General features: G+C 59.0%; 15 protein-coding genes. 10 read left to right on the forward strand and 5 right to left on the reverse strand.

The annotated features are described in order from the left end of the window. Positions 1-11: 11 nt before the first annotated feature. Together mexE and AC07ZE_RS14555 are read right to left on the reverse strand one after the other, a co-directional pair. Positions 12-1,265 carry a multidrug efflux RND transporter periplasmic adaptor subunit MexE gene (gene mexE / locus AC07ZE_RS14550; RefSeq protein ID WP_207265415.1) on the reverse strand — a complete coding sequence of 418 codons (1,254 nt, stop codon included), beginning with the start codon at positions 1,263-1,265 and terminating at the stop codon, positions 12-14. 311 nt (positions 1,266-1,576) lie between these two features. After that, positions 1,577-2,494 carry a LysR family transcriptional regulator gene (locus AC07ZE_RS14555; RefSeq protein ID WP_034146545.1) on the reverse strand — a complete coding sequence of 306 codons (918 nt, stop codon included), beginning with the start codon at positions 2,492-2,494 and terminating at the stop codon, positions 1,577-1,579. A gap of 269 nt (positions 2,495-2,763) precedes the next feature. On the opposite strand from AC07ZE_RS14555, the gene AC07ZE_RS14560 reads away from it, so the two are divergent. The 4 genes from AC07ZE_RS14560 to pgm all read left to right on the forward strand — a co-directional run bounded on the left by AC07ZE_RS14560 (position 2,764) and on the right by pgm (position 9,083). After that, positions 2,764-3,786, forward strand: coding sequence for a zinc-dependent alcohol dehydrogenase family protein (locus tag AC07ZE_RS14560; RefSeq protein ID WP_207265416.1), 1,023 nt, complete (start codon positions 2,764-2,766; stop codon positions 3,784-3,786). 575 nt (positions 3,787-4,361) lie between these two features. Next, the gene (locus tag AC07ZE_RS14565) at positions 4,362-5,852 is read left to right on the forward strand and encodes a hypothetical protein (protein ID WP_207265417.1); all 1,491 of its coding nucleotides are present in this window, start codon (positions 4,362-4,364) and stop codon (positions 5,850-5,852) included. Positions 5,853-5,910: 58 nt separating this feature from the next. After that, on the forward strand, positions 5,911-7,311 hold the full coding sequence (locus AC07ZE_RS14570) for an aminotransferase-like domain-containing protein (RefSeq protein ID WP_207265418.1): 1,401 nt from the start codon (positions 5,911-5,913) through the stop codon (positions 7,309-7,311). A 125-nt stretch (positions 7,312-7,436) separates the two neighbouring features. Next, positions 7,437-9,083 (forward strand): phosphoglucomutase (alpha-D-glucose-1,6-bisphosphate-dependent), encoded by a 1,647-nt coding sequence (pgm, locus tag AC07ZE_RS14575; protein WP_207265419.1) that lies wholly within the window; start codon positions 7,437-7,439, stop codon positions 9,081-9,083. Between the two features lie 159 nt (positions 9,084-9,242). Here the strand turns inward: pgm and AC07ZE_RS14580 are convergent, their stop codons facing one another. Further along, positions 9,243-9,938 carry a pirin family protein gene (locus AC07ZE_RS14580; RefSeq protein ID WP_207265420.1) on the reverse strand — a complete coding sequence of 232 codons (696 nt, stop codon included), beginning with the start codon at positions 9,936-9,938 and terminating at the stop codon, positions 9,243-9,245. A gap of 279 nt (positions 9,939-10,217) precedes the next feature. On the opposite strand from AC07ZE_RS14580, the gene AC07ZE_RS14585 reads away from it, so the two are divergent. Next, positions 10,218-12,692 carry a UvrD-helicase domain-containing protein gene (locus tag AC07ZE_RS14585; protein ID WP_207265421.1) on the forward strand — a complete coding sequence of 825 codons (2,475 nt, stop codon included), beginning with the start codon at positions 10,218-10,220 and terminating at the stop codon, positions 12,690-12,692. Positions 12,693-12,855: 163 nt separating this feature from the next. On the opposite strand, the gene AC07ZE_RS14590 is transcribed toward AC07ZE_RS14585, so the two are convergent. After that, positions 12,856-13,128: a DUF1652 domain-containing protein gene (locus AC07ZE_RS14590; protein ID WP_033054957.1), complete on the reverse strand. Its 273-nt coding sequence runs from the start codon at positions 13,126-13,128 to the stop codon at positions 12,856-12,858. Between the two features lie 251 nt (positions 13,129-13,379). On the opposite strand from AC07ZE_RS14590, the gene AC07ZE_RS14595 reads away from it, so the two are divergent. The 4 genes from AC07ZE_RS14595 to AC07ZE_RS14610 are packed head-to-tail and all read left to right on the forward strand — an operon-like array spanning position 13,380 to position 17,180. After that, positions 13,380-14,195, forward strand: a complete 816-nt coding sequence (locus AC07ZE_RS14595) for a helix-turn-helix transcriptional regulator (protein ID WP_207265422.1) — start codon at positions 13,380-13,382, stop codon at positions 14,193-14,195. A 50-nt stretch (positions 14,196-14,245) separates the two neighbouring features. Continuing rightward, positions 14,246-15,652 carry an NAD(P)/FAD-dependent oxidoreductase gene (locus AC07ZE_RS14600; RefSeq protein WP_207265423.1) on the forward strand — a complete coding sequence of 469 codons (1,407 nt, stop codon included), beginning with the start codon at positions 14,246-14,248 and terminating at the stop codon, positions 15,650-15,652. 43 nt (positions 15,653-15,695) lie between these two features. Then, entirely contained in the window at positions 15,696-16,037 is a 342-nt protein-coding gene (locus AC07ZE_RS14605) for a cupin domain-containing protein (protein ID WP_207265424.1), read from the forward strand. A gap of 57 nt (positions 16,038-16,094) precedes the next feature. Then, positions 16,095-17,180, forward strand: coding sequence for a polyamine ABC transporter substrate-binding protein (locus AC07ZE_RS14610; RefSeq protein ID WP_207265425.1), 1,086 nt, complete (start codon positions 16,095-16,097; stop codon positions 17,178-17,180). Positions 17,181-17,223: 43 nt separating this feature from the next. Here AC07ZE_RS14610 and AC07ZE_RS14615 read toward each other — a convergent pair whose 3' ends face one another. Then, positions 17,224-17,880, reverse strand: a complete 657-nt coding sequence (locus tag AC07ZE_RS14615) for an MliC family protein (protein ID WP_207265426.1) — start codon at positions 17,878-17,880, stop codon at positions 17,224-17,226. Between the two features lie 518 nt (positions 17,881-18,398). Here AC07ZE_RS14615 and AC07ZE_RS14620 point away from each other — a divergent pair. Then, complete coding sequence (locus AC07ZE_RS14620) at positions 18,399-19,856, forward strand: serralysin family metalloprotease (protein ID WP_207265427.1); 1,458 nt, start codon at positions 18,399-18,401, stop codon at positions 19,854-19,856. Positions 19,857-19,909 lie beyond the last annotated feature (53 nt).

The raw sequence follows: 19,909 nt of genomic DNA on the forward strand, positions 1-19,909 counted from the left end.
GTCGTTATCCCTTAACCGCGTGGGTTCGCAGCAGCCAGTTTCACAGCCGTGCCCGGTGCGACCTTGGCAGGTGCGACTTGAGGCAGGTTGCTGGCTTCCAGCGCTTGTCGTTGTTGTGCCAGGGCAGCGAGGGTTTGCTCGCTGGCCATCGGGATCACTTCAGGGGTGACTGGCGAACCTGGACGTACCCGTTGCAGACCCTTGACGATGATGGTGTCGTCTTTGTTCAGGCCGTTGCGCACGATACGCAGGCCTTCGATTTTCGGACCCAGCTCGACTGCGCGGTAGACGGTCTTGTTGTCGGCATCCATCACCAGCACAAATTTCTTGCCCAGGTCGGTACCGACCGCTTCATCGTTGATCAGCATGGCGTTGTAGGTGCCGCTGCCCACCAGTTTCAGGCGTGCATAAAGGCCCGGGGTGTAGCTGCCGTCGCTATTGTCGAACACGGCGCGACCGCGGATGGTGCCGGTCTTCGGGTTGACCTGGTTGTCGACGAAGTTCATCTGGCCCAGGTGCGGGTTGCCGTCTTCGTTGGACAGGCCCATGTACACCGGGGTGGTGGCGCCGCGTTTGCCCTGGCGGGCGAGCTGGGTGTACTTGAGGAACACGCGCTCGTCGGCATCGAAGTAGGCGTAGACCTTGTCGGTGGACACCACGCTGGTCAGCGGGGTTGTGTCGGCGGTGACCAGGTTGCCGGCGGTGATTTCCGCACGGCTGACGCGGCCGCTGATCGGTGCGGTGACGCGGGTAAAGCTCAGGTTCAACTTTGCCAGATCAAGCTGCGCTTGCAGGGCGCCGACCGCGGCGCGAGCTTCTTGGGCTGCACTGGTACGCGAATCGGCCAGCTCGGCGGAAATCGCGTTGCTGGTGCGCAGGCGTTCACCGCGCTGGGCTTCGTTTTCGCTGCGGGTGGCATTGGCGCGGGCCTGGGCAACCAGGGCTTCAAGGCGGCGGACCTCGGCCTGGAACGGACGCGGGTCGATCTGGAACAGCAGGTCGCCTTTCTTGACCAATGCACCTTCAGTGAAAGCCACTTCATCGATCTGCCCGGACACCCGTGGACGGATCTCTACGGTTTCCGGTGCTTCAAGGCGCCCGGTGAACTCGTCCCATTCGTTGACCGGTTGCTCCAGCACCTTGGCCACGCTGACTTTGGCAGCGGGCAGGGTGGCGGCCGTTTCCGGTGCCTTGCCGCATGCGCTGAGCACCACTACGGCCAACAGGGCCAACGGGAAGCGCAAATGTTTGAGTGACTGTTCCATGGATGCATCCGCCAATGTATTGAGATTGGCGAATGATGCTCGGCGGGTTGGTATCGCACGAATCGAATGGGGCGAAGGTAACTATCATTCGGAATGATAGGAGAGTCGAGTTAGCTCTCTAGCCTGCGCCTTTGGCTGGAACCTGATCAATGGGGTTAATGGAAATTCAGTCTTTCCATGGTGGTAAAGGTCGGGCATCGGACCGAGTCGCGCTTAGCGCGGATAAGCCCGCTCCCACAGGGGGCACACAAGTCAACTGTGGGAGCGAGCCTGCTCGCGAAGGGGCCATCAGCGTCAATACAAAAACAGGATCAGGCCAGGCTGTCAGGATCCCCAAAAAACATCTGAATCCGCGAGCGCAGCCACCGTTCCCCCGGATCATTATCCTGGGACCCGCGCCAAGCCATGTGCAGCTCGAAGCTGCGTACCGGCAACGGTGGATCCTCCGCCCGTACACCGCCCGCCGCTGTCAGCGCGTCGGCCGTGTAATCAGGTACGGTGGCAACGATATCGGTTCCGCTCAACAACGTGCTCAACCCGTTGAACTGCGGCACGGCCAGTACCACATGACGTTTGCGCCCCAGTTTTTCCAGCTCTTCATCAATAAAGCCGCTCAGGTCGCCGGCAAACGACACCAGCGCATGGGGGCGCGCGCAGAAGTCGTCCAGGCTCAGCGGCCCCGGCACGGTGTCCGCTCGCAGCAGTTTTGGCGAACTGCGGCGCAGTACCTTGCGCTTGGCATTCGCGGGCAGGTCGGTGGTGTAGCTGACGCCGATGGAAATTTCCCCCGATGCCAGCAAGCCCGGCATCAGGATGTAGTTGACCCGTCGCACCACCAGCACGATTCCCGGGGATTCGGCGCGCAGGCGCTTGAGCAGCATCGGCAGCAGGGCGAATTCGACGTCGTCCGACAGCCCGATGCGAAACACTGCGGTGCTGGTAGCCGGGTCGAATTCCGCCGCACGGCTGACGGCGGTGGAGATCGAATCCAGCGCCGGAGAGAGCAGGGCGAAGATCTCCACCGCGCGCGCAGACGGCTCCATGCTGCGGCCGGTGCGCACAAACAACGGATCATCGAACAGGCCACGCAGGCGCGAGAGCGCCGCACTGATGGCCGGCTGACCAAGGAACAGTTTCTCCGCAGCGCGGGTCACACTGCGTTCGTGCATCAGGGTTTCGAATACGATCAACAGGTTCAGGTCGACACGACGCAGGTCATTACGATTCATCTGGAGTCCTGGCAGAGTCAGCAAACTTGACGTGAGCGGCCATATGAGAACAATGGCCAGCAGGAATATTACGGGGAAAGGCTGGTACTCTGCACCGAGTAATTCAGTTTTCCTGCAAATGCTGCTTCGGTTTCTGACGACATTTGACGATGTTGCCGCTGCTGCGGAATCAATGACAGGCATGTCGACTATTAATAGCCACTGATAGTGTTGGGTTGAAAGCCCAGCTAGAGTTCATGGCATTAGAGGTTTATTTGGCGAGGTTTGCGATGTCCCGCACGATCCGTTTTCACAAGTTTGGTCCAGCCGAGGTGCTCAAATGCGAAGAGCATGCGGCAGCTCTGCCTGCACCGGGTGAAGTGCAGGTGCGCGTCGAAGCCATTGGCATCAGCTGGTACGACATTCTCTGGCGCCAGAACCTGGCGTCCTCCCACGCTCGCCTGCCTTCTGGCCTGGGTCAGGAAATGGCCGGTATCGTCACCGCCGTCGGTGAGGGTGTCGACGATCTGGCAGTCGGTGACAAGGTCGCCAGCTTCCCGGCCGAGAGCCCGAACGACTATCCGGTCTACGGCGAGCAGATTGTTCTGCCACGCTCGTCGCTGACTCGCTACCCGGACGTGCTCAGTTCGATCGAAGCCAGCGTGCATTACACACCGCTGTTGATTGCCTATTTCGCCTACGTCGATCTGGCGCGGGTCAAGCCCGGGCAATTTGCCCTGGTCACCGACGCCAGCCACTGCGCCGGACCATCGTTCGTACAGCTGGGCAAAGCCTTGGGTGTACGGGTGATTGCCGCGACCAAGACGGCGGAGGAGCGTGAATACCTGCTGTCGCTGGGGGCGGAAAAGGTCATCGTCACCGAAGAAGAAGATCTGCTGATGCGGATCAACAAGATTACCGACAATCGCGGCGTTGACGTGGTCTTCGATGGTCTGGGCGGACCGCAGATGTCGCTGCTCGGCGATGTGCTGGCACCGCGCGGCAGTCTGGTCCTGTACGGCCTGCAAGGCGGCAACCAGACGCCATTCCCGGCCTGCGCGGCGTTCCAGAAGAACATTCAGTTTTTTGTGCACTGCATCGGCAACTTCACCGGCAAGCCGGAACTGGGCATCATCCAGGATCAAGTCGCGCTGCAACGTGCCTTGCGTGACATCAACCAGTTGACCGCCGATCGCGTTCTGCTGCCGCTCAAGACTCGGGTCTTCCCGTTTGCCGAGTTTGTCGAAGCGCATCGCTACATGGGCGAATGCCCTTGCCGCGAAAGGGTCGCCCTGCAGGTCGAACCCGCCTGACCGAGCTTCAACTTCCCCTTAAAGAGTCCGTGCCCCCACGGACTCTTTTTTTTCAGCGCTTTCCTGCACGAAACTTCCCGTTGAGCTGTCGATGGGGCCGTTCAGCAACTGAACTGGTTTTTGCGCTCGATCTGTAGCTTCTATTCAGCAACTAAGGCCTGATAATTGGATGATTACTTTCATCTCAAGGAATGAGTCATGGGCGGGTATCGGAACGATACTTTTCAATGCGCTTTACGGCTGTCTACTCAAAATAAAGCGCACTCTTATGTGGTTGCAGAACAGTCGTTGGCAACTTCTTTCTTTATTTTCTGTATTAAACGTCTGTGGGACTCTGTAGGGCATTTCCTAGGATATCGCCTTCCAACGCAACAGACCCTTAAGCCCGGGCTTTTTAGGCCCCCGCGGGTGTTAAAAGGTGTCTGCACCCTTCGAGAGCCTGAAATGCCGAGCTGAAAATTTCAGTGCTAGCATTCGGCAATAAATCCACTCATCACATCATTTAAGGCCATTCCCTGCGCTGTGCGTGCAGTTGTTTGTGCAGTATCGAACTTTCGAGCATCAGGTAAATAAAGATGACCAACATCCATGATCAAGCGATGAACTATGTCTATCAACAAGTACTGCAACGATTGTTGGGTTTCTTGTCCCGCGCCGAACGCACGGCATTGCAGTTGTTGATTCAACGCTTGGGAGTGGCCGCCGGGGGGATGGAGCAGATCGGCGAGTTCAAAGTGCTGGCGATCCAGTCAGGCTCCCGTGACAGTTGCTACACCCTGGCGTTGCTGCGTGCCGCGCAACTGACCATCGCCAGCCGGGCGCCGGCGACGTTTCAGTTACGGGTGGCGACCTTGCGCTTGAACGGCAGTAACCCGACGGCGCTGGAAAACATCCATCGCACCTGCAACGCGTTATTCATCTATGACGATCCACGGGTTGAAGTGCTGATGGCCGATAATCGGGAAGTGTTGCCTTTTGACCATGCGGCGCCAATTTCCCCGGCCGGGCGCGAATCCAATCGGACCAATCTGTTGATGCTGGGGCATCGTCGGATGTGGGACGGACCGCTTGAACCGTGGGATGACGGTTATCTGGCCACCGGTGAGTTCTATGGGCAAATCGCCCGCTGGAACCATGGCGTCGATGCCCTGGTGAGCAGCGATACACCTCGTCGGCAGAAGCAATTCATGGAGGGTTTGAAGCGCGCAGCCGTCAAGGCCGGACTTGAGGTTTCGGAGCATCATGAGCCGGGTTATGCAGGTTTGTTCGCGCTGCTCGATGAACTTGGCCGCACGGACTACCGGCGATTCTACACCGAGGACGGCCAGCAATCCTGGCGTCCGGCCGAACAGTTCGAAACCTGCCGCCGCGCAACCTTTATCGATATCCACGACATGCTGGTAAGCAATCTGGAGGAGCGTTGGCCATTGCTTACCGAATTCCTCGGATTCCAGGCAGACGAACTGGCGGCGCAGCTCAGTGACAACGAATACGTCAGCCTCCCGGTTTCGGCGCACTTGCGCGGGCTGCAAGCCTGCTTTGTACACGGGCGCAGCTACGAGGCGGGTGTCGCCCAATATCTGCAACGAGCCTTGGTGATGATGCGCCGCAAGCAACTGCCGGAGCGCTTGTGCGAATTGGCGGAGCAGGTATTCGGCAATCCGGCGACGCTGGCGGATCTGCGAACTCGGGCATCGACCGAGGCACAACGCACTCTGGGTCTTAGCGAGGCGCAAATGGTGTGTCTGTTGTTTGCGCCTTTTTGTGACAAAGCCGCAACACTTGAGCGTTTTCTGCGCCAATGCCACCCCGGCATGCTGGTGGCCTTGCCGGAATTGCACCGGGCCATGCAGGGGCAGCCGGTCGCGGATCAGGTCATGCAATGGATGGTCGATGTCAGCGGTTTGCCGGTCAGTCTCATCGGCAAGCTCTATCGCACGGGACCGCTGCCTGTAAATGAGAGCAGGGCCGTTGAATCGGCGACCGATGATCCGAACGCTCAGGCTGAAGCCGACGGGGGCAAGGCCAACGTCCCGATGACGGATGAATGGTTGGCAGGTCGTTGAAAGTGTTTGGATTGACAGCCCTGCGTGACAAGTCTTGTCACGCGCACGGTCCTTTGCCATGAAAGGCCCCCGTGAAACCGACTTCGCCTACCAGGCGGTATACCGTTACCTGATCAGCCTGATCGGCGAAACCGCCAGCGATGAGCACCTGCGCCTGCCATCCTTGCGCCAATTGGCCGAGCGCCTGAACGTGTCGATCTCGACGATCCAGTACGCCTACTCGCTCCTGGAGAAAGAAGGGCGGGTGTATTCGGTGGCCAAGTCTGGCTACTACGCGCTGCCGACGCCGTCCATCGGCAGGCTCTACAGTGGTAATGACTTGCTCGAAAGCGTCTATATCAACGCTCGCCGCCCTGGAATGCTGGTGCTGAGTAGCGATGAGCCGGCATTGTTGCAGCCGATCGACAGCCCATTGCTGCTACTGGAAAGAGAGCTGTTGCGTCAGTACCCACGCCAGCCACAACCGAATTCGCAGCCATGCGGTGAGCTTGAGCTGCGCATGGCGCTGGCCGCACGCTACACCACCTCACCTGTCCGCTGCTGGCATGCCGATGACGTCTACATCGGTGCGGATCTTCGCGGTGTGCTGGAAATACTGATGGCCGTGCTGTGCCTCAAGGATGCCGCTGTGGTGGTGGAGTCGCCTTGTGATTGGGCGATATTGCGCTTGTTCCAGGCCGCGGGGGTACGGGTGATCGAATGGCCCCTGCTGGCCAATGGAAGCCTGCACCACGAACGTCTCAAGGAGTTGCTGGAAAACGAACCGGTGCGTCTGGTGATGGTTTCATCCGGATTGAACATGCCCCGTGGCAGCCGTGCACCGGACGACAACCGACAAGCCGTCGCGCAATTGCTGGAGCGTCATGACTGTTGGGTACTGGAAAACGATTGCTACGGTGAACTTGATTTTGAGCCTGACGGACTGCGGTTTCGCGATCTGCTGGCCCCGGAACGGCTGATGGTGTTTTCCACATTTGAGAAAATCATCGGCCCGGAAGCCCCCTACGGCTATCTGCTCTCGCGCCATTTGGGCGCCGCATTGCAACGGCAGTTTCTGCTGCGCGCCTTCCGCCTGTCACCGATTCGCCAGAAAGCCATTGCCCGCCTGTACAGCAACGGACGCATCGATCAGCACTTGCAGTTGTTGCGACGCCGACTCAAGGACAGCAAGGTGCAAATGATCCAGCTGCTGTGCGAGCGATTGGGTGATGCCTTGCAATTCGTCGAGCCTGAAGGTGGCGCAACAGTCTGGGTGCGTTCGATGCGCCGGGTCGATGTACGCCAGGTGTTCCAGCGCCTGCTCAAGCATCAGGTGGTGATTGCGCCGGGAGAACTGTTCAGTCTCCAGGGCCTGCATACTCAGCACCTGCGCTTGAGTCACAGCATCGGCAGCGATCATGACCTGGCCAGCGCACTGAGCTTGTTGGGGGATGCGTTACGCCGCGAGTCGATCGACTGAGCAGGGTAGCTGGGGATTTATAACATTGCGGGTGGGCAGAGCCGGGATCGATAACGTCGCGCCGCGGTCAAACTGCCAGTAAACTGCGTTCCAATTCCTGAACCACTCTATTCCAGAGGTTTTGCATGACACTCAGTCATTTTGCGGGTAAACCGGCACCGGCAGAATTGTTGGTCGACATCCCGCGACTGGTCACGGCGTATTACACCGGCCAGCCTGATGCCGCCATCTCCACCCAGCGCGTGGCGTTCGGCACGTCCGGGCACCGAGGCAGCTCCTTCGACCTGAGTTTCAACGAATGGCACGTGCTGGCGATCAGTCAGGCGATCTGCCTGTATCGCCAAGCCCAGGGCATTGACGGTCCGCTGTTCGTCGGCATCGACACCCATGCGCTGTCCACGCCGGCTGGTGCCAGCGCCCTGGAAGTGTTGGCCGCCAATGGCGTGACGGTGATGATCGCCGAAGGCGACGAATACACACCGACGCCGGCCATTTCCCACGCGATTCTTTGCTATAACCGCGGGCGTACCTCGGGCCTGGCTGACGGCATCGTCATTACGCCGTCCCACAACCCGCCGCAAAGTGGTGGTTATAAGTACAACCCTACCAACGGTGGCCCGGCCGATACCCATATCACCAAGTGGATCGAAGCCAAGGCCAACGAACTGCTGGCCAACAAGCTCGCGGGCGTCAAGCGCATCAGCTACGAGCAGGCGCTGAAGGCCAGCACCACCCATCGTCACGACTACGTGAACACCTACGTCGCTGACCTGATCAACGTGATCGATTTCGATGCGATCCGCGATGCCAAGCTGCGTCTGGGTGTCGATCCGCTGGGTGGCGCCGGGGTGCGCTACTGGTCGGCGATTGCCGAGCATTACCGCCTGGATCTGGACGTGGTGAACAAGCAGGTTGATTCGACCTTCCGCTTCATGACCGTCGACTGGGATGGCCAGATTCGCATGGACCCGTCGTCCACTCACGCCATGCAAGGTCTGATCGGCCTCAAAGAGCGCTTCGATGTGGCGTTTGCCTGTGACCCGGATCACGACCGTCACGGCATTGTCACTCCGTCTGGCGGCTTGCTGGCACCGAACAACTACCTCGCGGTGTCTATCGATTATCTGTTCCAGAACCGTCCCCACTGGCGCGCCGATGCGGCTGTAGGCAAAACCGTGGTCAGCAGCGGCCTGATCGATCGCGTGGCCAAGCGCCTGGGTCGTCGCCTGTACGAAGTACCGGTTGGCTTCAAGTGGTTTGCCGATGGCCTGTTCGACGGCTCCCTGGGCTTTGGTGGCGAAGAAAGCGCCGGTGCATCGTTCCTGCGCAAGGACGGTGGTGTCTGGAGTACCGACAAGGACGGCCTGATCCCGGCGTTGCTGGCAGCCGAAATGACCGCCCGCACCGGTCGTGACCCAAGCCAGGCCTATCGTGCCTTGACCGATGAATTGGGTGAACCGTTCTCGGTGCGCGTCGACGCCAAGGCCAATCCAGAGCAGAAAGCCCTGCTGAGCAAGCTGTCCCCAGCACAAGTCACCTCGACCGAACTGGCGGGTGAAACGATCCAGAGCATCCTCAGCCATGCGCCGGGTAACGACCAGGCGATAGGCGGCCTGAAGGTCATGACCGAAAACGGCTGGTTCGCGGCGCGCCCATCGGGTACCGAGGATATCTACAAGATCTATGCGGAAAGCTTTGTCAGTGATGCGCACTTGAAGCAGTTGGTGGCGGAAGCCCAAACCCTTGTGGATGGCGCCATTTCCTCGAAATAAGTGATGGCCTCTTCGCGGGCAAGTCACGCTTCCACAGGTTTTGCGCAATCCTGTGGGAGCGGGCTTGCCCGCGATGTCGGCAGTCCAGGCGGAAAAAATTTCAAACAAAAAAAGGGCGACCATTGCGGTCGCCCTTTTTTTTGCTCGCCACTTACCGGATCAAGCCAGATCCACCAGCACGATTTCACTGTCCTCGATCGCCGTCACCCGCAGCACCTGCTCCTGGGCCACTGCAACACCGTCTCGAGCTTGTGCACGCAAGCCATTGACTTCAATGATACCGGTCGCGGGTACCAGGTACGCACGACGGCCGGCGTCCAGATGATATTCGGCGGTTTCCCCAGCCTTCAGGTTCGCCGCCACCAGTCGCGCATCAGCCCGAATGCGCAGGCTTTGATCGTCGCCCGACTTGCCGCTGGCCAGGGTCACAAAACCTTCGCGCTGGCCTTTGGGGAAGGGTTTGGCGCCCCAGGACGGTGCCAGGCCGGATTCGTTGGGAATGATCCAGATCTGGAAAATCTTGGTCGGTGTCGCTTCCAGGTTGTATTCGCTGTGGGCGATACCGGTGCCGGCACTCATGACCTGAACGTCACCCGCTTCAGTGCGGCCCTTGTTGCCTAGGTTGTCCTGATGGCTGATGGCGCCTTCACGCACATAGGTGATGATTTCCATGTCCCGGTGCGGGTGTTGCGGGAAACCGGTACCAGGGGCGATCACGTCGTCGTTCCACACCCGCAGGTTGCCCCAGTTCATGCGCTTGGGGTCGTGGTACTCGGCGAACGAAAAGTGGTGATGGGCATCCAACCAGCCGTGGTGTGCGCCACCGAGCGAGTTGAAAGGTCTGAGTTCAAGCATGATCGTCTCCTGGAAAGGTTCGTCATGGGGCAAGGCGCCTGGGCCATGAAGCGAGACCGGTGGTTGATGACGGGCATCATCCTTCAGCCAACAATCGATAAAAAGCGTAAAAAATGCCTCATAACCATCGAATTGTTTGATAGAAAGTCATCTCGAAACACTCTCATCCAGCTTTCAATTCAACGCATAAGCCAATGAGTCATAAGCATTTCACTAGAACTCAAAGGCAAATGCAGACACCATAGCCCTCAACAGCCTCACACCCTGGAGTCCGTCCGCGTGTCGCAACACACCCCCGATCTTCCGCCTGAACTTCGTCCACTGGCCGAGATGCCGCTGCTCAAGCGCCTGGCTGCCCGTTTTTTCGGTCACGGCCTGACGCGCCTGCGTGCTCAACACCGCGCGTCCTGGTTGCATGGCCAGGCGGATGGTTTTCGCAGCGGGCACATTGCCGGGGTGGAATACGGCTACAAGGAAGGCAAGCTCGAAGGGTTGGAAGAAGGCCGACAGGTGCTGCTGATTCGCGATTCGCGCTCTACCGAGCATCGGCCGCCAAACATCGATGATCACCTGTTCGATGACTGGCGCCTGCCGCTGACCGCCGAGCTGAAAAAGCGTATGAAGGCCGATGTCGCCCGACTGCTGCCGGCCCATGCGCAACCCAGCGGCGCCCAGTGGAAGATGATTTTCAGCGATACGCCTGCAACCTCGGTGATCGCCGGTGCCGGGGCCGGTAAATCGACGACGCTGGTCCTGCGCATTGTGCTGTTGACGCATTATCTGGGATTCGAGCTCAGCTCCATGACCGTGGTGACCTTCACCCGCGAGTCACGCAAGGATTTCATCAATAAGCTGATCGAGATCTTCGCGCTCTGGGGGCGGGCGCTCAGCTTCAAGGAAGCACGGGATCTGGTGCGTACCTTTCACTCGCGGATTCTGCCGATGGTGCGCAGCCTGCCGGGTTTCGAGCGTCTGCAAGCTTTCGAAAACCTCAGCTTTCGTGAGCAAGGCGATGATGAACAGGTGGACAGCAACCCGTTCGACCTGCGTATCAATGACGCCCAGCGCCAGCAGCTCAATGCCTGTTATCACGCCCTGTACACCCGCGATGAACGTTTGCGCGAACTGATCCAGCCATTGTCGCGCCACGCCCTGCAGCTCAAGGAACTGGAGCGCGATCACCCGGATGTGCAGAAACGCATGGCCGTAACGGAACTGGCGGCCAGGCGCGATGAAGAACTGTGCGACACGATCGAAGATTTGTGGATTCGCGCCAAGGCCTGGCCGATCAAGGGTATTGAGCCCAATCGCCAGACCTTCGATATCAACGGCTCGACATTCCATAGTCACGGCTACATTCCGTCCCTGGACGCGTGGGTGGTGCTGGGGTTCGATGCGCGAGAAAACCCGCAGGTCACCCGCCCGAACGCCAAGCTGACGGTGCGCGCAGAGTGGGCAGTGAAGCGTACGCTGTTTCAAGCTTTCTGTCGTAAGCCATTGATATGGCTGGATAGTTATGAGTCATCGAAGCGTGTCTTGGCGTCACTGGCCGGCGATGCCAGCGCCGGGCCGGGCTTTGATTACAAGGTCAAGGGCGAACTTGCGTCTGCGCCATTGCTGGATTGTTTTGTCGCCGCCGCCGGGTTTATCGAGAACCTTGGCCTGGACGTGCCGAACGCCGTCAGCCAGATGAGTTTCGCCAAGGACGACCCGGACCGGTTTTTCTTCGAGGCCCTGAGTCTGTACTGGCGAGCGTTGGAAGATCATTTGCTGGACCAGAAGCCGCCGATCATGACCTACAACCGGATGTTTGCCCTGTTCAGCGAGCACTCCCCGGAAAACCTCAAGCTGCTCAGCGATGAGCTGCTGCGACCGTTGTCGCACCTGATGATCGACGAATTCCAGGACGTCTCCCCGCAAATCGTCTCCTGGATCCGCGCCAGCCTGGCCGAGATCCGCAGCCGCGGGCCGGCCATGCACGTGGGACGCGGAGCCCAGCGTTCGTCATTGCTTTGTGTCGGCGACGACTGGCAATCGATTTACGGGTGGCGCGGCAGCTCGCCGAGCTATTTCATGGCGTTCAACAAGGAATTCCCCTCGCCGAGCACCACCAAGGTTATGCTCAGCGACAACTACCGCAGCCACCAGCACATCATCGACGCCGCCGAACACATCGTGCGGGCTGCGCCGGCGATTGCCGGCAAAAAGGCCAAGGCCAGTGGCGAGCCGAGGGATTTACTGCCGGTCAACGTGCTGGATCGTGACGACCAGGGCATGGCCAAGCGTTTGATTGAGCACTACCGCAAGGGCGATTCAATCTTGATGCTTTATCGAAAAAGTAGCGATAAGTTATTGATAGAAGAGCATATTCAGTCAGTAGTTAATGTAGATTCTAGCTTGCCCTACGAGGCGCGGCGCTTGAAGCAACTGACTTATCACAGTGCCAAGGGCTTGCAGGCTGATGCGGTATTCCTGCTCGGTGATTGTCAGCACCTGACCAGTTCGCCTTACAAGAACCAGGTGTACCGCATGGCGGGTCTGGGCAAGGCCGGTGACAGCGAACCGTACGACAACGCGCAAAAAGACGAAATTCTGCGCCTGGCTTACGTCGGCATCACCCGGGCGGTGAGTCATTGCTACTGGTATGTCGATGGGCAGGATACCCAGGCTGCCAACATGCCCAAGGCGTCTGACCGGATCGGCAAGGGCAAGGCATTCTTTGCTGATCATCGGCAGGCCAAGACTATGGTTTGAAGTCGATAATATGGGAACCTGCTCGCGATGGCGGCCTGGCAGCCGACCTGATGTCATCGGATGCACCCAATCCCCTGTGGGGGCAAGCAAGCCAGCTCCCACAAGGTTTTGTTTCAGGCATTAAAAAGCCCACATTCAGTGGGCTTTTTGTGGCTATCGGACTTCACGCATAACTTCTGAGCGCCACCGGTGGAATGAACGCTTCAAGTTCATCCTCTACCGCTTCGATGATTCGCTCGACATCGGCGGCATTCATGACCGTCGCACAAGGAATGCCGGCAATGGCGATCATGGTCTCGCCACTGGCCCGATCAAACAGACGGGCAATCATGCTGCCCGGGGCATCCATGCTCGCCTCGAATCCCATGGGATGAAAATGCCAGCGCATCAGCTGGCAGGCATTTGGAAAAGTGACCTTGCTGAACCCTTTATTCATATGTTGCCCACCTTCTTCATCGAGCGCTTCCTTTAGCTCATGTTAGGAGGGAAGAGCCTTCATTGGCTCAACCAGTGACAGACTTTAAAAGTAGCATCCGTATGTGAAAAAAATGTGTTTTTTTCAGTCCGTTTGGCGATTGCTGCATTTTTTTTGATTCAGGTCACTGTTCGAGCGCGGCTCCCCGGCCGAGCAGCCATTGAAGCGGGCTGCAAACTTCGGCAAGCTCGGTTTTTTTCGTCGAGACCTTTATGCACGCCGAGGATGATGGTCCGCTGCAAACCCAGGCCACGGGCGAGACGGTCATGCGCTATCACTTGCGCTGGAAACATCGGGATCTGGACGGGGTCATGGCGTTGTATCACCCCGAGATTCAGTACAGCGACTTTTTCCAGAACCGCGTCATGGGCCTGGACGAACTGCGCGATTACGTACGCAACAGCATGCCCCGCGATCCGGATGAAGCGCTGGAGCACTCGGACCGCATTCGCCTGGACGGCAACACCGCATTCATTCAGTACCGCATCACCCTGCGCGGCGGCGAAGGCCTGGTATCGTTTCGCGCCAGCGAGGCCATTACCGTGCGCGATGGACTGATCTGGCGCGTCAACGAGTACGCCTCGCTGGTTCACGAGCAAACCACCGGCAAGACCGACGGCAAGCAACGCCCGGCGGTCAGTCGCCTCGGCTTGTCGCCACGCCAATTGAGTTTCATGGCCGACGATCTGCAACAGTACTTCCAGCGCCAGCAACCTTATCTGGACCCTGAGCTCGATCTGCAACGGGTGGCGAAGGAGTGCGGATACAGTCGCAACCAGATTTCCTATCTGCTCAACCAGGTGCTCGGCCAGAGTTTCTATCGCTACGTCAACCAGGCCCGTCTGCAGCACCTGCTTGCGGCGCTGGAAAACGCCACGCCGCCGTTGCGCGTCGATGAGCTGGCATTCGCCGCCGGCTTCAATTCCCTGTCCGCGTTCTACAGCTGTTTTCGCCAACACACCGGTCAATCGCCCAAGGCCTACGCCAAGCAAATTTCTTTGCGTGCACGCGCGCAAGACAGCCAGTGAACCCGCGCACTAGGATCAACGCCATCGAAGTTTGAGTGGCGGAGTCTTGCATGCCGGCATGGCGCAGTATCAGTTTGTGGATGGACCAACTCGACGAGCCGCTGCTGGCGCGTCCGGCGCTGGAGCAAGACCTGGACATCGACGTGGCGATCATCGGTGCCGGGTACACCGGGCTGTGGACCGCATACTACCTCAAGCGTCAGGCACCTGAGCTGAGCATTGCCATCATTGAGGCGCAAACCGCCGGTTTTGGCGCCTCGGGCCGTAATGGCGGCTGGCTGATGGGCAATCTGTTGGGTGAAGACCGGCTGCTGGCAGGCCTTTCGCCGGAACAGCGCCGGGCGTCCTACGATTTGCTGCACAACATCCCCGATGAAGTGCGAATTGTCCTGGAACGTGAAGGTGTCGACTGTGATTTGCGCCAGGGCGGGGCGCTGTACTGCGCCGCCCGCTACCCGGAGCAGCAAGCCAGTCTGCGTCGGTACCTGGACAAACTCTATCGCCAGGGACTCAACGAAAACGATTACCGCTGGCTCAGCCCGGAACAGCTGGCGCAACAGATCCGCATCGCCAAACCCTACGGCGGCATCCATGCGCCCCACGTCGCGACCCTGCACCCGGCGAAACTGGCGCGCGGCCTGGCACGCACGGTCGAGCGCATGGGGGTCAGAATCTACGAAAACAGCCCGGTCACGCAGTGGCAGTCCGGCAGCCTGCGCACGGCGCAAGCCTCGGTGCGCAGCCGCTGGGTAGTGCCGGCGGTGGAAGGCTATGCCGTTTCGCTACCGCCGTTGGGGCGCTATCAGTTGCCGGTACAAAGCCTGATCGTCGCCACCGAACCGCTGTCTGCCGCTACGTGGGACGAGATCGGTCTCAGTCACGGTCAAGCCTTCGGTGAAAGCAGCCGTCAGGTCACCTACGGCCAGCGCACGGCCGACAATCGGCTGATTTTTGGCGCTCGGGGCGGGTACCAGTTTGCTGGCCGGCTGCGCCATGACTTCGACCTGACCCGTAGCGAGGTCGAACTGCGGCGCTATCTGTTCGGCGAGCTGTTCCCGCAACTCAAGAACGTACGGATCACCCATGGCTGGGGCGGCAATCTGGGCATGTCCCGGCGTTTCAAGCCCCACATGCTGTGTGATCGCGCCAGCGGCATAGCGTTGTCCGGCGGTTACGGCGGGGAGGGCGTCGGTGCGAGCAACCTGGGTGGGCGAACCCTGGCAGACCTGATTCTGGAGCACGACACCGAGCTGGTTCGTCAGCCGTGGGTCATTGCCCAGGGCGGGCTCGATTCGCTGAAGGCCTGGGAGCCCGAGCCGTGCCGCTGGCTCGGTTACAACGCGATCATCCGCAGTTTCGTTCACGAAGACCAGACCTTGGCCAATCCGGCCACCGCGCCCTGGCGGCGCAGGCTCGCCAGCGGGGTCGCAGGGTTCATGGAAGGTTTCATGCAGTAAACGGCGCGCGCTTCATCCATAGCCTTCATCGACAGGTACTCCCATGAGCATCACGCAATTCAAGAACACCGCAACCCTGAAGCTGGAAGAGTCGAACCCGGTCGCCGTGCCATTGGGCACGCCCGTGGCGGTGGCATCGACCACTAGCGTGGAACGCGACGACGGCGTCGAAACCGGCGTCTGGGAATGCACGCCCGGTCGCTGGCGGCGGCAGATCGTCGCCCAGGAGTTCTGTCACTTCATCCAGGGCCGCTGCACCTTCACCCCGGACGACGGCGAAACCCTGCACATAGAAGCCGGTGACGCACTGATGTTGCCGGCCAATACCCTCGGTATCTGGGATATCCAGGAGACCGTGCGCAAGAGCTACGTTTTGATTTTTTGAATCTTTGATTGCCTGCCAACCCTTCCAATAAAAAAAGACCCACACAGGAATCGACCCATGCTCCGAAAGACTCTGACCCTGGCCCCACTGATGCTCGCCGCTGCAATCAGTCAGGCAGCGGAAACCGTCAAGATCTACAACTGGTCCGACTACATCGCGCCGGACACCACGAAGAACTTCCAGAAAGAAACCGGCATCGCCTTCACCTACGACGTGTATGACAGCAATGAAACCCTCGACGGCAAGTTGATGACCGGCAAATCCGGTTACGACGTGGTGTTTCCGTCCAACCACTTCATGGCGCGACAGATCGAAGGCGGGGCACTGAAGGCACTCGACAAGCGCCAATTGCCCAACTGGAAGAACCTTAATCCGGTGCTGCTCGATGCCTTGAAGACAAACGATCCGGGTAACGAGCATGGCTTCCCGTACCTGTGGGGCAGTACCGGCATCGGCTACAACATCGCCAAGGTCAAAGCGGTGCTGGGGGATAACGCGCCCGTGGACTCCTGGGATCTGATCTTCAAGCCGCAAAACATGCAAAAACTGCAGAAGTGCGGTGTGGCCATCCTCGATAACGGCCCGGAACTGCTACCCGCCGCGCTGAACTACCTGGGCCTGCCGCACCACAGTAAAAACCCGGAAGACTACAAAAAAGCCCAAGCGCTGCTGATGAAAATCCGGCCGTATGTCAGCTATTTCCACTCGTCCAAGTACACCAGCGACCTGGCCAACGGCGATATCTGTGTGGCGGTCGGATTCTCTGGCGACATCCTGCAAGCGGAGAATCGCGCCAAAGAAGCTAAAAATGGTATCGACATTGGTTACTCGATTCCCAGGGAAGGTGCCGCGATCTGGTTCGACATGGTCGCCATGCCCGCCGACGCTCCGGACGAAAAGGCCGGTTACGCCTTCATGAACTACCTGCTGCGCCCGGATGTGATGGCCGGTATCAGTAACTATGTGCACTACGCCAATGGCAACGAACAGGCAGATGGCCTGATCGACCCGGCCATCAAGAACGACACCAAGGTCTACCCGAGCCCGGAAATGATGGGGAAACTGTTCGCGCTCGAAGCGATGCCGTTGAACATCGACAGGATTCGTACCCGGGTGTGGAACAAAGTCCGCACTGGCAGCTGACAGGCTCGCGAAGGCCGTCGGGACAGAACGTCCCGTTGCGCGATCAGCCGACGGGCTCAAGCGTACAAGTCATTTGCTTGGAGCCCGGTATCTGCAACAAAGCCTCATTACCGGTTTGCCAGAAGCTGTAGTTGCCCCGGTAATCCTTGCCGTTGTACTGGGTGGCGTAATCATTCGGCACTTGGAGAAGGGTGGCCGAGACGTTTGCCCATTTCAGGTACACAACACGCGGCTGCACATTGAAGAACGTGGCGGCAACCAACGCGTTGAGCCCGGCGCAACGAAAGACGAGCGGGCCGTCCGTGAGTCTGCTCGGGTCTTTGGTTCGCACGATGGCCGAACCCTGGCGAAGCTGGTGCGCCCGCTCGGCATAGCGTTGGATCAGGCATGTCTTGGCGTCTGCCCCGGCGCCACACTGGTTGCGGGCGTCGACCCAGAACCGCTGCTCGATCTCGACCTTGTCCGGACGCGGGACCGAATGATCGTCCGTGAGCGCCAGGCGATAAAGGCGCGTCAGCTCGATTTCCATCTGCTTGAGTTGCGGGTCGCGACAGATGAGCTTCTCGGCAGGTGCGCTGGCCCTGGCGCAGTCGAAGCTGGTTGTGATGACCGTATAAGTCCCGGCATTCGCACAAAGGCTCGTTGTCGCACACGCGCTGGCGGCGATGAGAGCGGCCAAAAAGGGCGTGACCATTTTCATGTCGGTTTCACCCGGATCATTTCGTGAGGCCCTTCTTTCGTTCACAGGGCTGTATCGCAGTTTAAGGCAGTGTACGAAACCTGCCACATCGCAGAGGGATCGCAGGAGCGATAGCGTCGCTTGGCCAGGGCTGGACAAGGTGGCGCATATCCTGTGGGAACGAGCCTGCTCGCGAAGAACACAGGTCGGTATTAAGGGTGATTAATTCATCAGCTTAAACATCAATAGTCAGACGTTTCGTACCTCGAATAACTTATCTTTATTTAATAATTAAATTGTCGATTGTCCGACAATAACGCGCTCTCAATATTTTTTAATACCGGACTTTCTTATCGTCCCTAATGTTTCCGGGCACTTCCCAAAACACACTAAATTTGATGCCAAAAAAGTAGTGGACGTTAGATTTCAGATTGTGTCAGTTTTCATTCGCCTTCAATGGGCGAGTGATAGGATGATCTCGCCAGGGATTGTCGCTATCAGACAAAAATTGTTCCATAGCTAAACAAGGAAGTGTGTTTATGTCGAAAGTAAAAGACCACGCTATTGATACCGCCGAACAGGCGTTTTTGCCGTTGTCAGCATTGGCGGCAGGCAGTTCTGCATTCAATCAGGTCAATAGCTTCAGCCATCAGTATGATCGGGGCGGCAACCTCTCGGTCAATGGCAAGCCCTCGTTCTCCGTCGACCAGGCCGCCGACCAATTGCTGCGCGACGGCGCTGCCTATCAGGACAAGGACGGTAGCGGCAAGATCGAACTGACCTATACCTTCCTGACGTCGGCATCCTCGAGCACGATGTACAAGCACGGGATCACCGGTTTCAGTCCGTTCAGCGCACAACAGAAAGCCCAGGCCATGCTCGCCATGCAATCCTGGGCCGATGTGGCCAGGGTCACCTTCACCGAGAAAGCCAGTGGCGGTGACGGCCACATGACCTTCGGCAATTACAGCGGCGGCCAGGACGGCGCGGCGGCGTTTGCCTACCTGCCTGGTACCGGCGCCGGTTACGACGGGACATCCTGGTACCTGATCAACAGCAGCTACACGCCGAACAAGACGCCGGAGCTGAACAACTATGGCCGGCAAACCCTGACCCACGAAATCGGCCACTCCCTGGGCCTGGCTCACCCCGGCGACTACAACGCGGGCGAGGGGGCGCCAACCTACAATGACGCCTCCTACGGGCAAGACACCCGCGGTTACAGCGTCATGAGTTACTGGAGTGAAAGCAACACCAGCCAGAACTTCAGCAAGGGCGGTGTCGAAGCCTATTCGTCCGGCCCGCTGATGGACGATATCGCCGCCATTCAGCAACTCTACGGCGCCAACACCACGACCCGCACCGGCGACACCACCTATGGATTCAATTCCAACGCCGGCCGTGACTTCCTGAGCGCGTCTTCGTCGGCTGACAAAGTGGTGTTTTCGGTGTGGGACGCCGGCGGCAAGGACACCCTGGACTTCTCCGGGTTTACCCAGAACCAGAAGATCAACCTCAATGAAGCGTCCTTCTCCGACGTTGGCGGCCTGGTGGGCAACGTCTCCATCGCCAAGGGTGTCGACGTCGAGAACGCCATCGGTGGTTCGGGCAGCGACTTGCTGATCGGTAATAACCTGTCCAATGAGCTGAAGGGCGGTGCCGGCAACGACATCCTTTTTGGCGCTGGCAGTGCTGACAAACTGTGGGGCGGCACCGGCTCCGACACCTTTGTATTTGCAGCCAGCAGTGACTCCAGGCCTGGCGCGGTCGACCAGATCCTCGACTTTGTCAGCGGTCTGGACAAGATCGACCTGACCGGCATCACCAACGGTGCGGGGCTGCATTTTGTCAGTGCTTTCACCGGGGCGGTGGGTGATGCGGTGCTCAGCACGTCGGGCGGCAACAGTCTGTTGTCGATCGACTTCTCCGGGCATGGCGTGGCTGATTTCCTGGTCAGCACCGTGGGCCAGGCAGCGTATTCGGACATTGTGGCTTGATGTGAGGTGAACAAGGAGGGCGGCGCTCGATGCGCCGCTCTCTCACCCTGGAC

Source organism: Pseudomonas sp. GW101-3H06 (genome assembly GCF_059424605.1).

Coding starts and splice junctions, on each gene's coding strand:
- AC07ZE_RS14570 (WP_207265418.1), top strand. CDS start 5,911: ATGAAAGGCCCCCGTGAAACCGACTTCGCCTACCAGGCGGTATACCGT.
- AC07ZE_RS14555 (WP_034146545.1), bottom strand. CDS start 2,494: ATGAATCGTAATGACCTGCGTCGTGTCGACCTGAACCTGTTGATCGTA.
- AC07ZE_RS14590 (WP_033054957.1), bottom strand. CDS start 13,128: ATGAATAAAGGGTTCAGCAAGGTCACTTTTCCAAATGCCTGCCAGCTG.
- pgm (WP_207265419.1), top strand. CDS start 7,437: ATGACACTCAGTCATTTTGCGGGTAAACCGGCACCGGCAGAATTGTTG.
- AC07ZE_RS14620 (WP_207265427.1), top strand. CDS start 18,399: ATGTCGAAAGTAAAAGACCACGCTATTGATACCGCCGAACAGGCGTTT.
- AC07ZE_RS14580 (WP_207265420.1), bottom strand. CDS start 9,938: ATGCTTGAACTCAGACCTTTCAACTCGCTCGGTGGCGCACACCACGGC.
- AC07ZE_RS14615 (WP_207265426.1), bottom strand. CDS start 17,880: ATGAAAATGGTCACGCCCTTTTTGGCCGCTCTCATCGCCGCCAGCGCG.
- AC07ZE_RS14605 (WP_207265424.1), top strand. CDS start 15,696: ATGAGCATCACGCAATTCAAGAACACCGCAACCCTGAAGCTGGAAGAG.
- AC07ZE_RS14600 (WP_207265423.1), top strand. CDS start 14,246: ATGCCGGCATGGCGCAGTATCAGTTTGTGGATGGACCAACTCGACGAG.
- AC07ZE_RS14595 (WP_207265422.1), top strand. CDS start 13,380: ATGCACGCCGAGGATGATGGTCCGCTGCAAACCCAGGCCACGGGCGAG.
- AC07ZE_RS14560 (WP_207265416.1), top strand. CDS start 2,764: ATGTCCCGCACGATCCGTTTTCACAAGTTTGGTCCAGCCGAGGTGCTC.
- AC07ZE_RS14565 (WP_207265417.1), top strand. CDS start 4,362: ATGACCAACATCCATGATCAAGCGATGAACTATGTCTATCAACAAGTA.
- mexE (WP_207265415.1), bottom strand. CDS start 1,265: ATGGAACAGTCACTCAAACATTTGCGCTTCCCGTTGGCCCTGTTGGCC.
- AC07ZE_RS14610 (WP_207265425.1), top strand. CDS start 16,095: ATGCTCCGAAAGACTCTGACCCTGGCCCCACTGATGCTCGCCGCTGCA.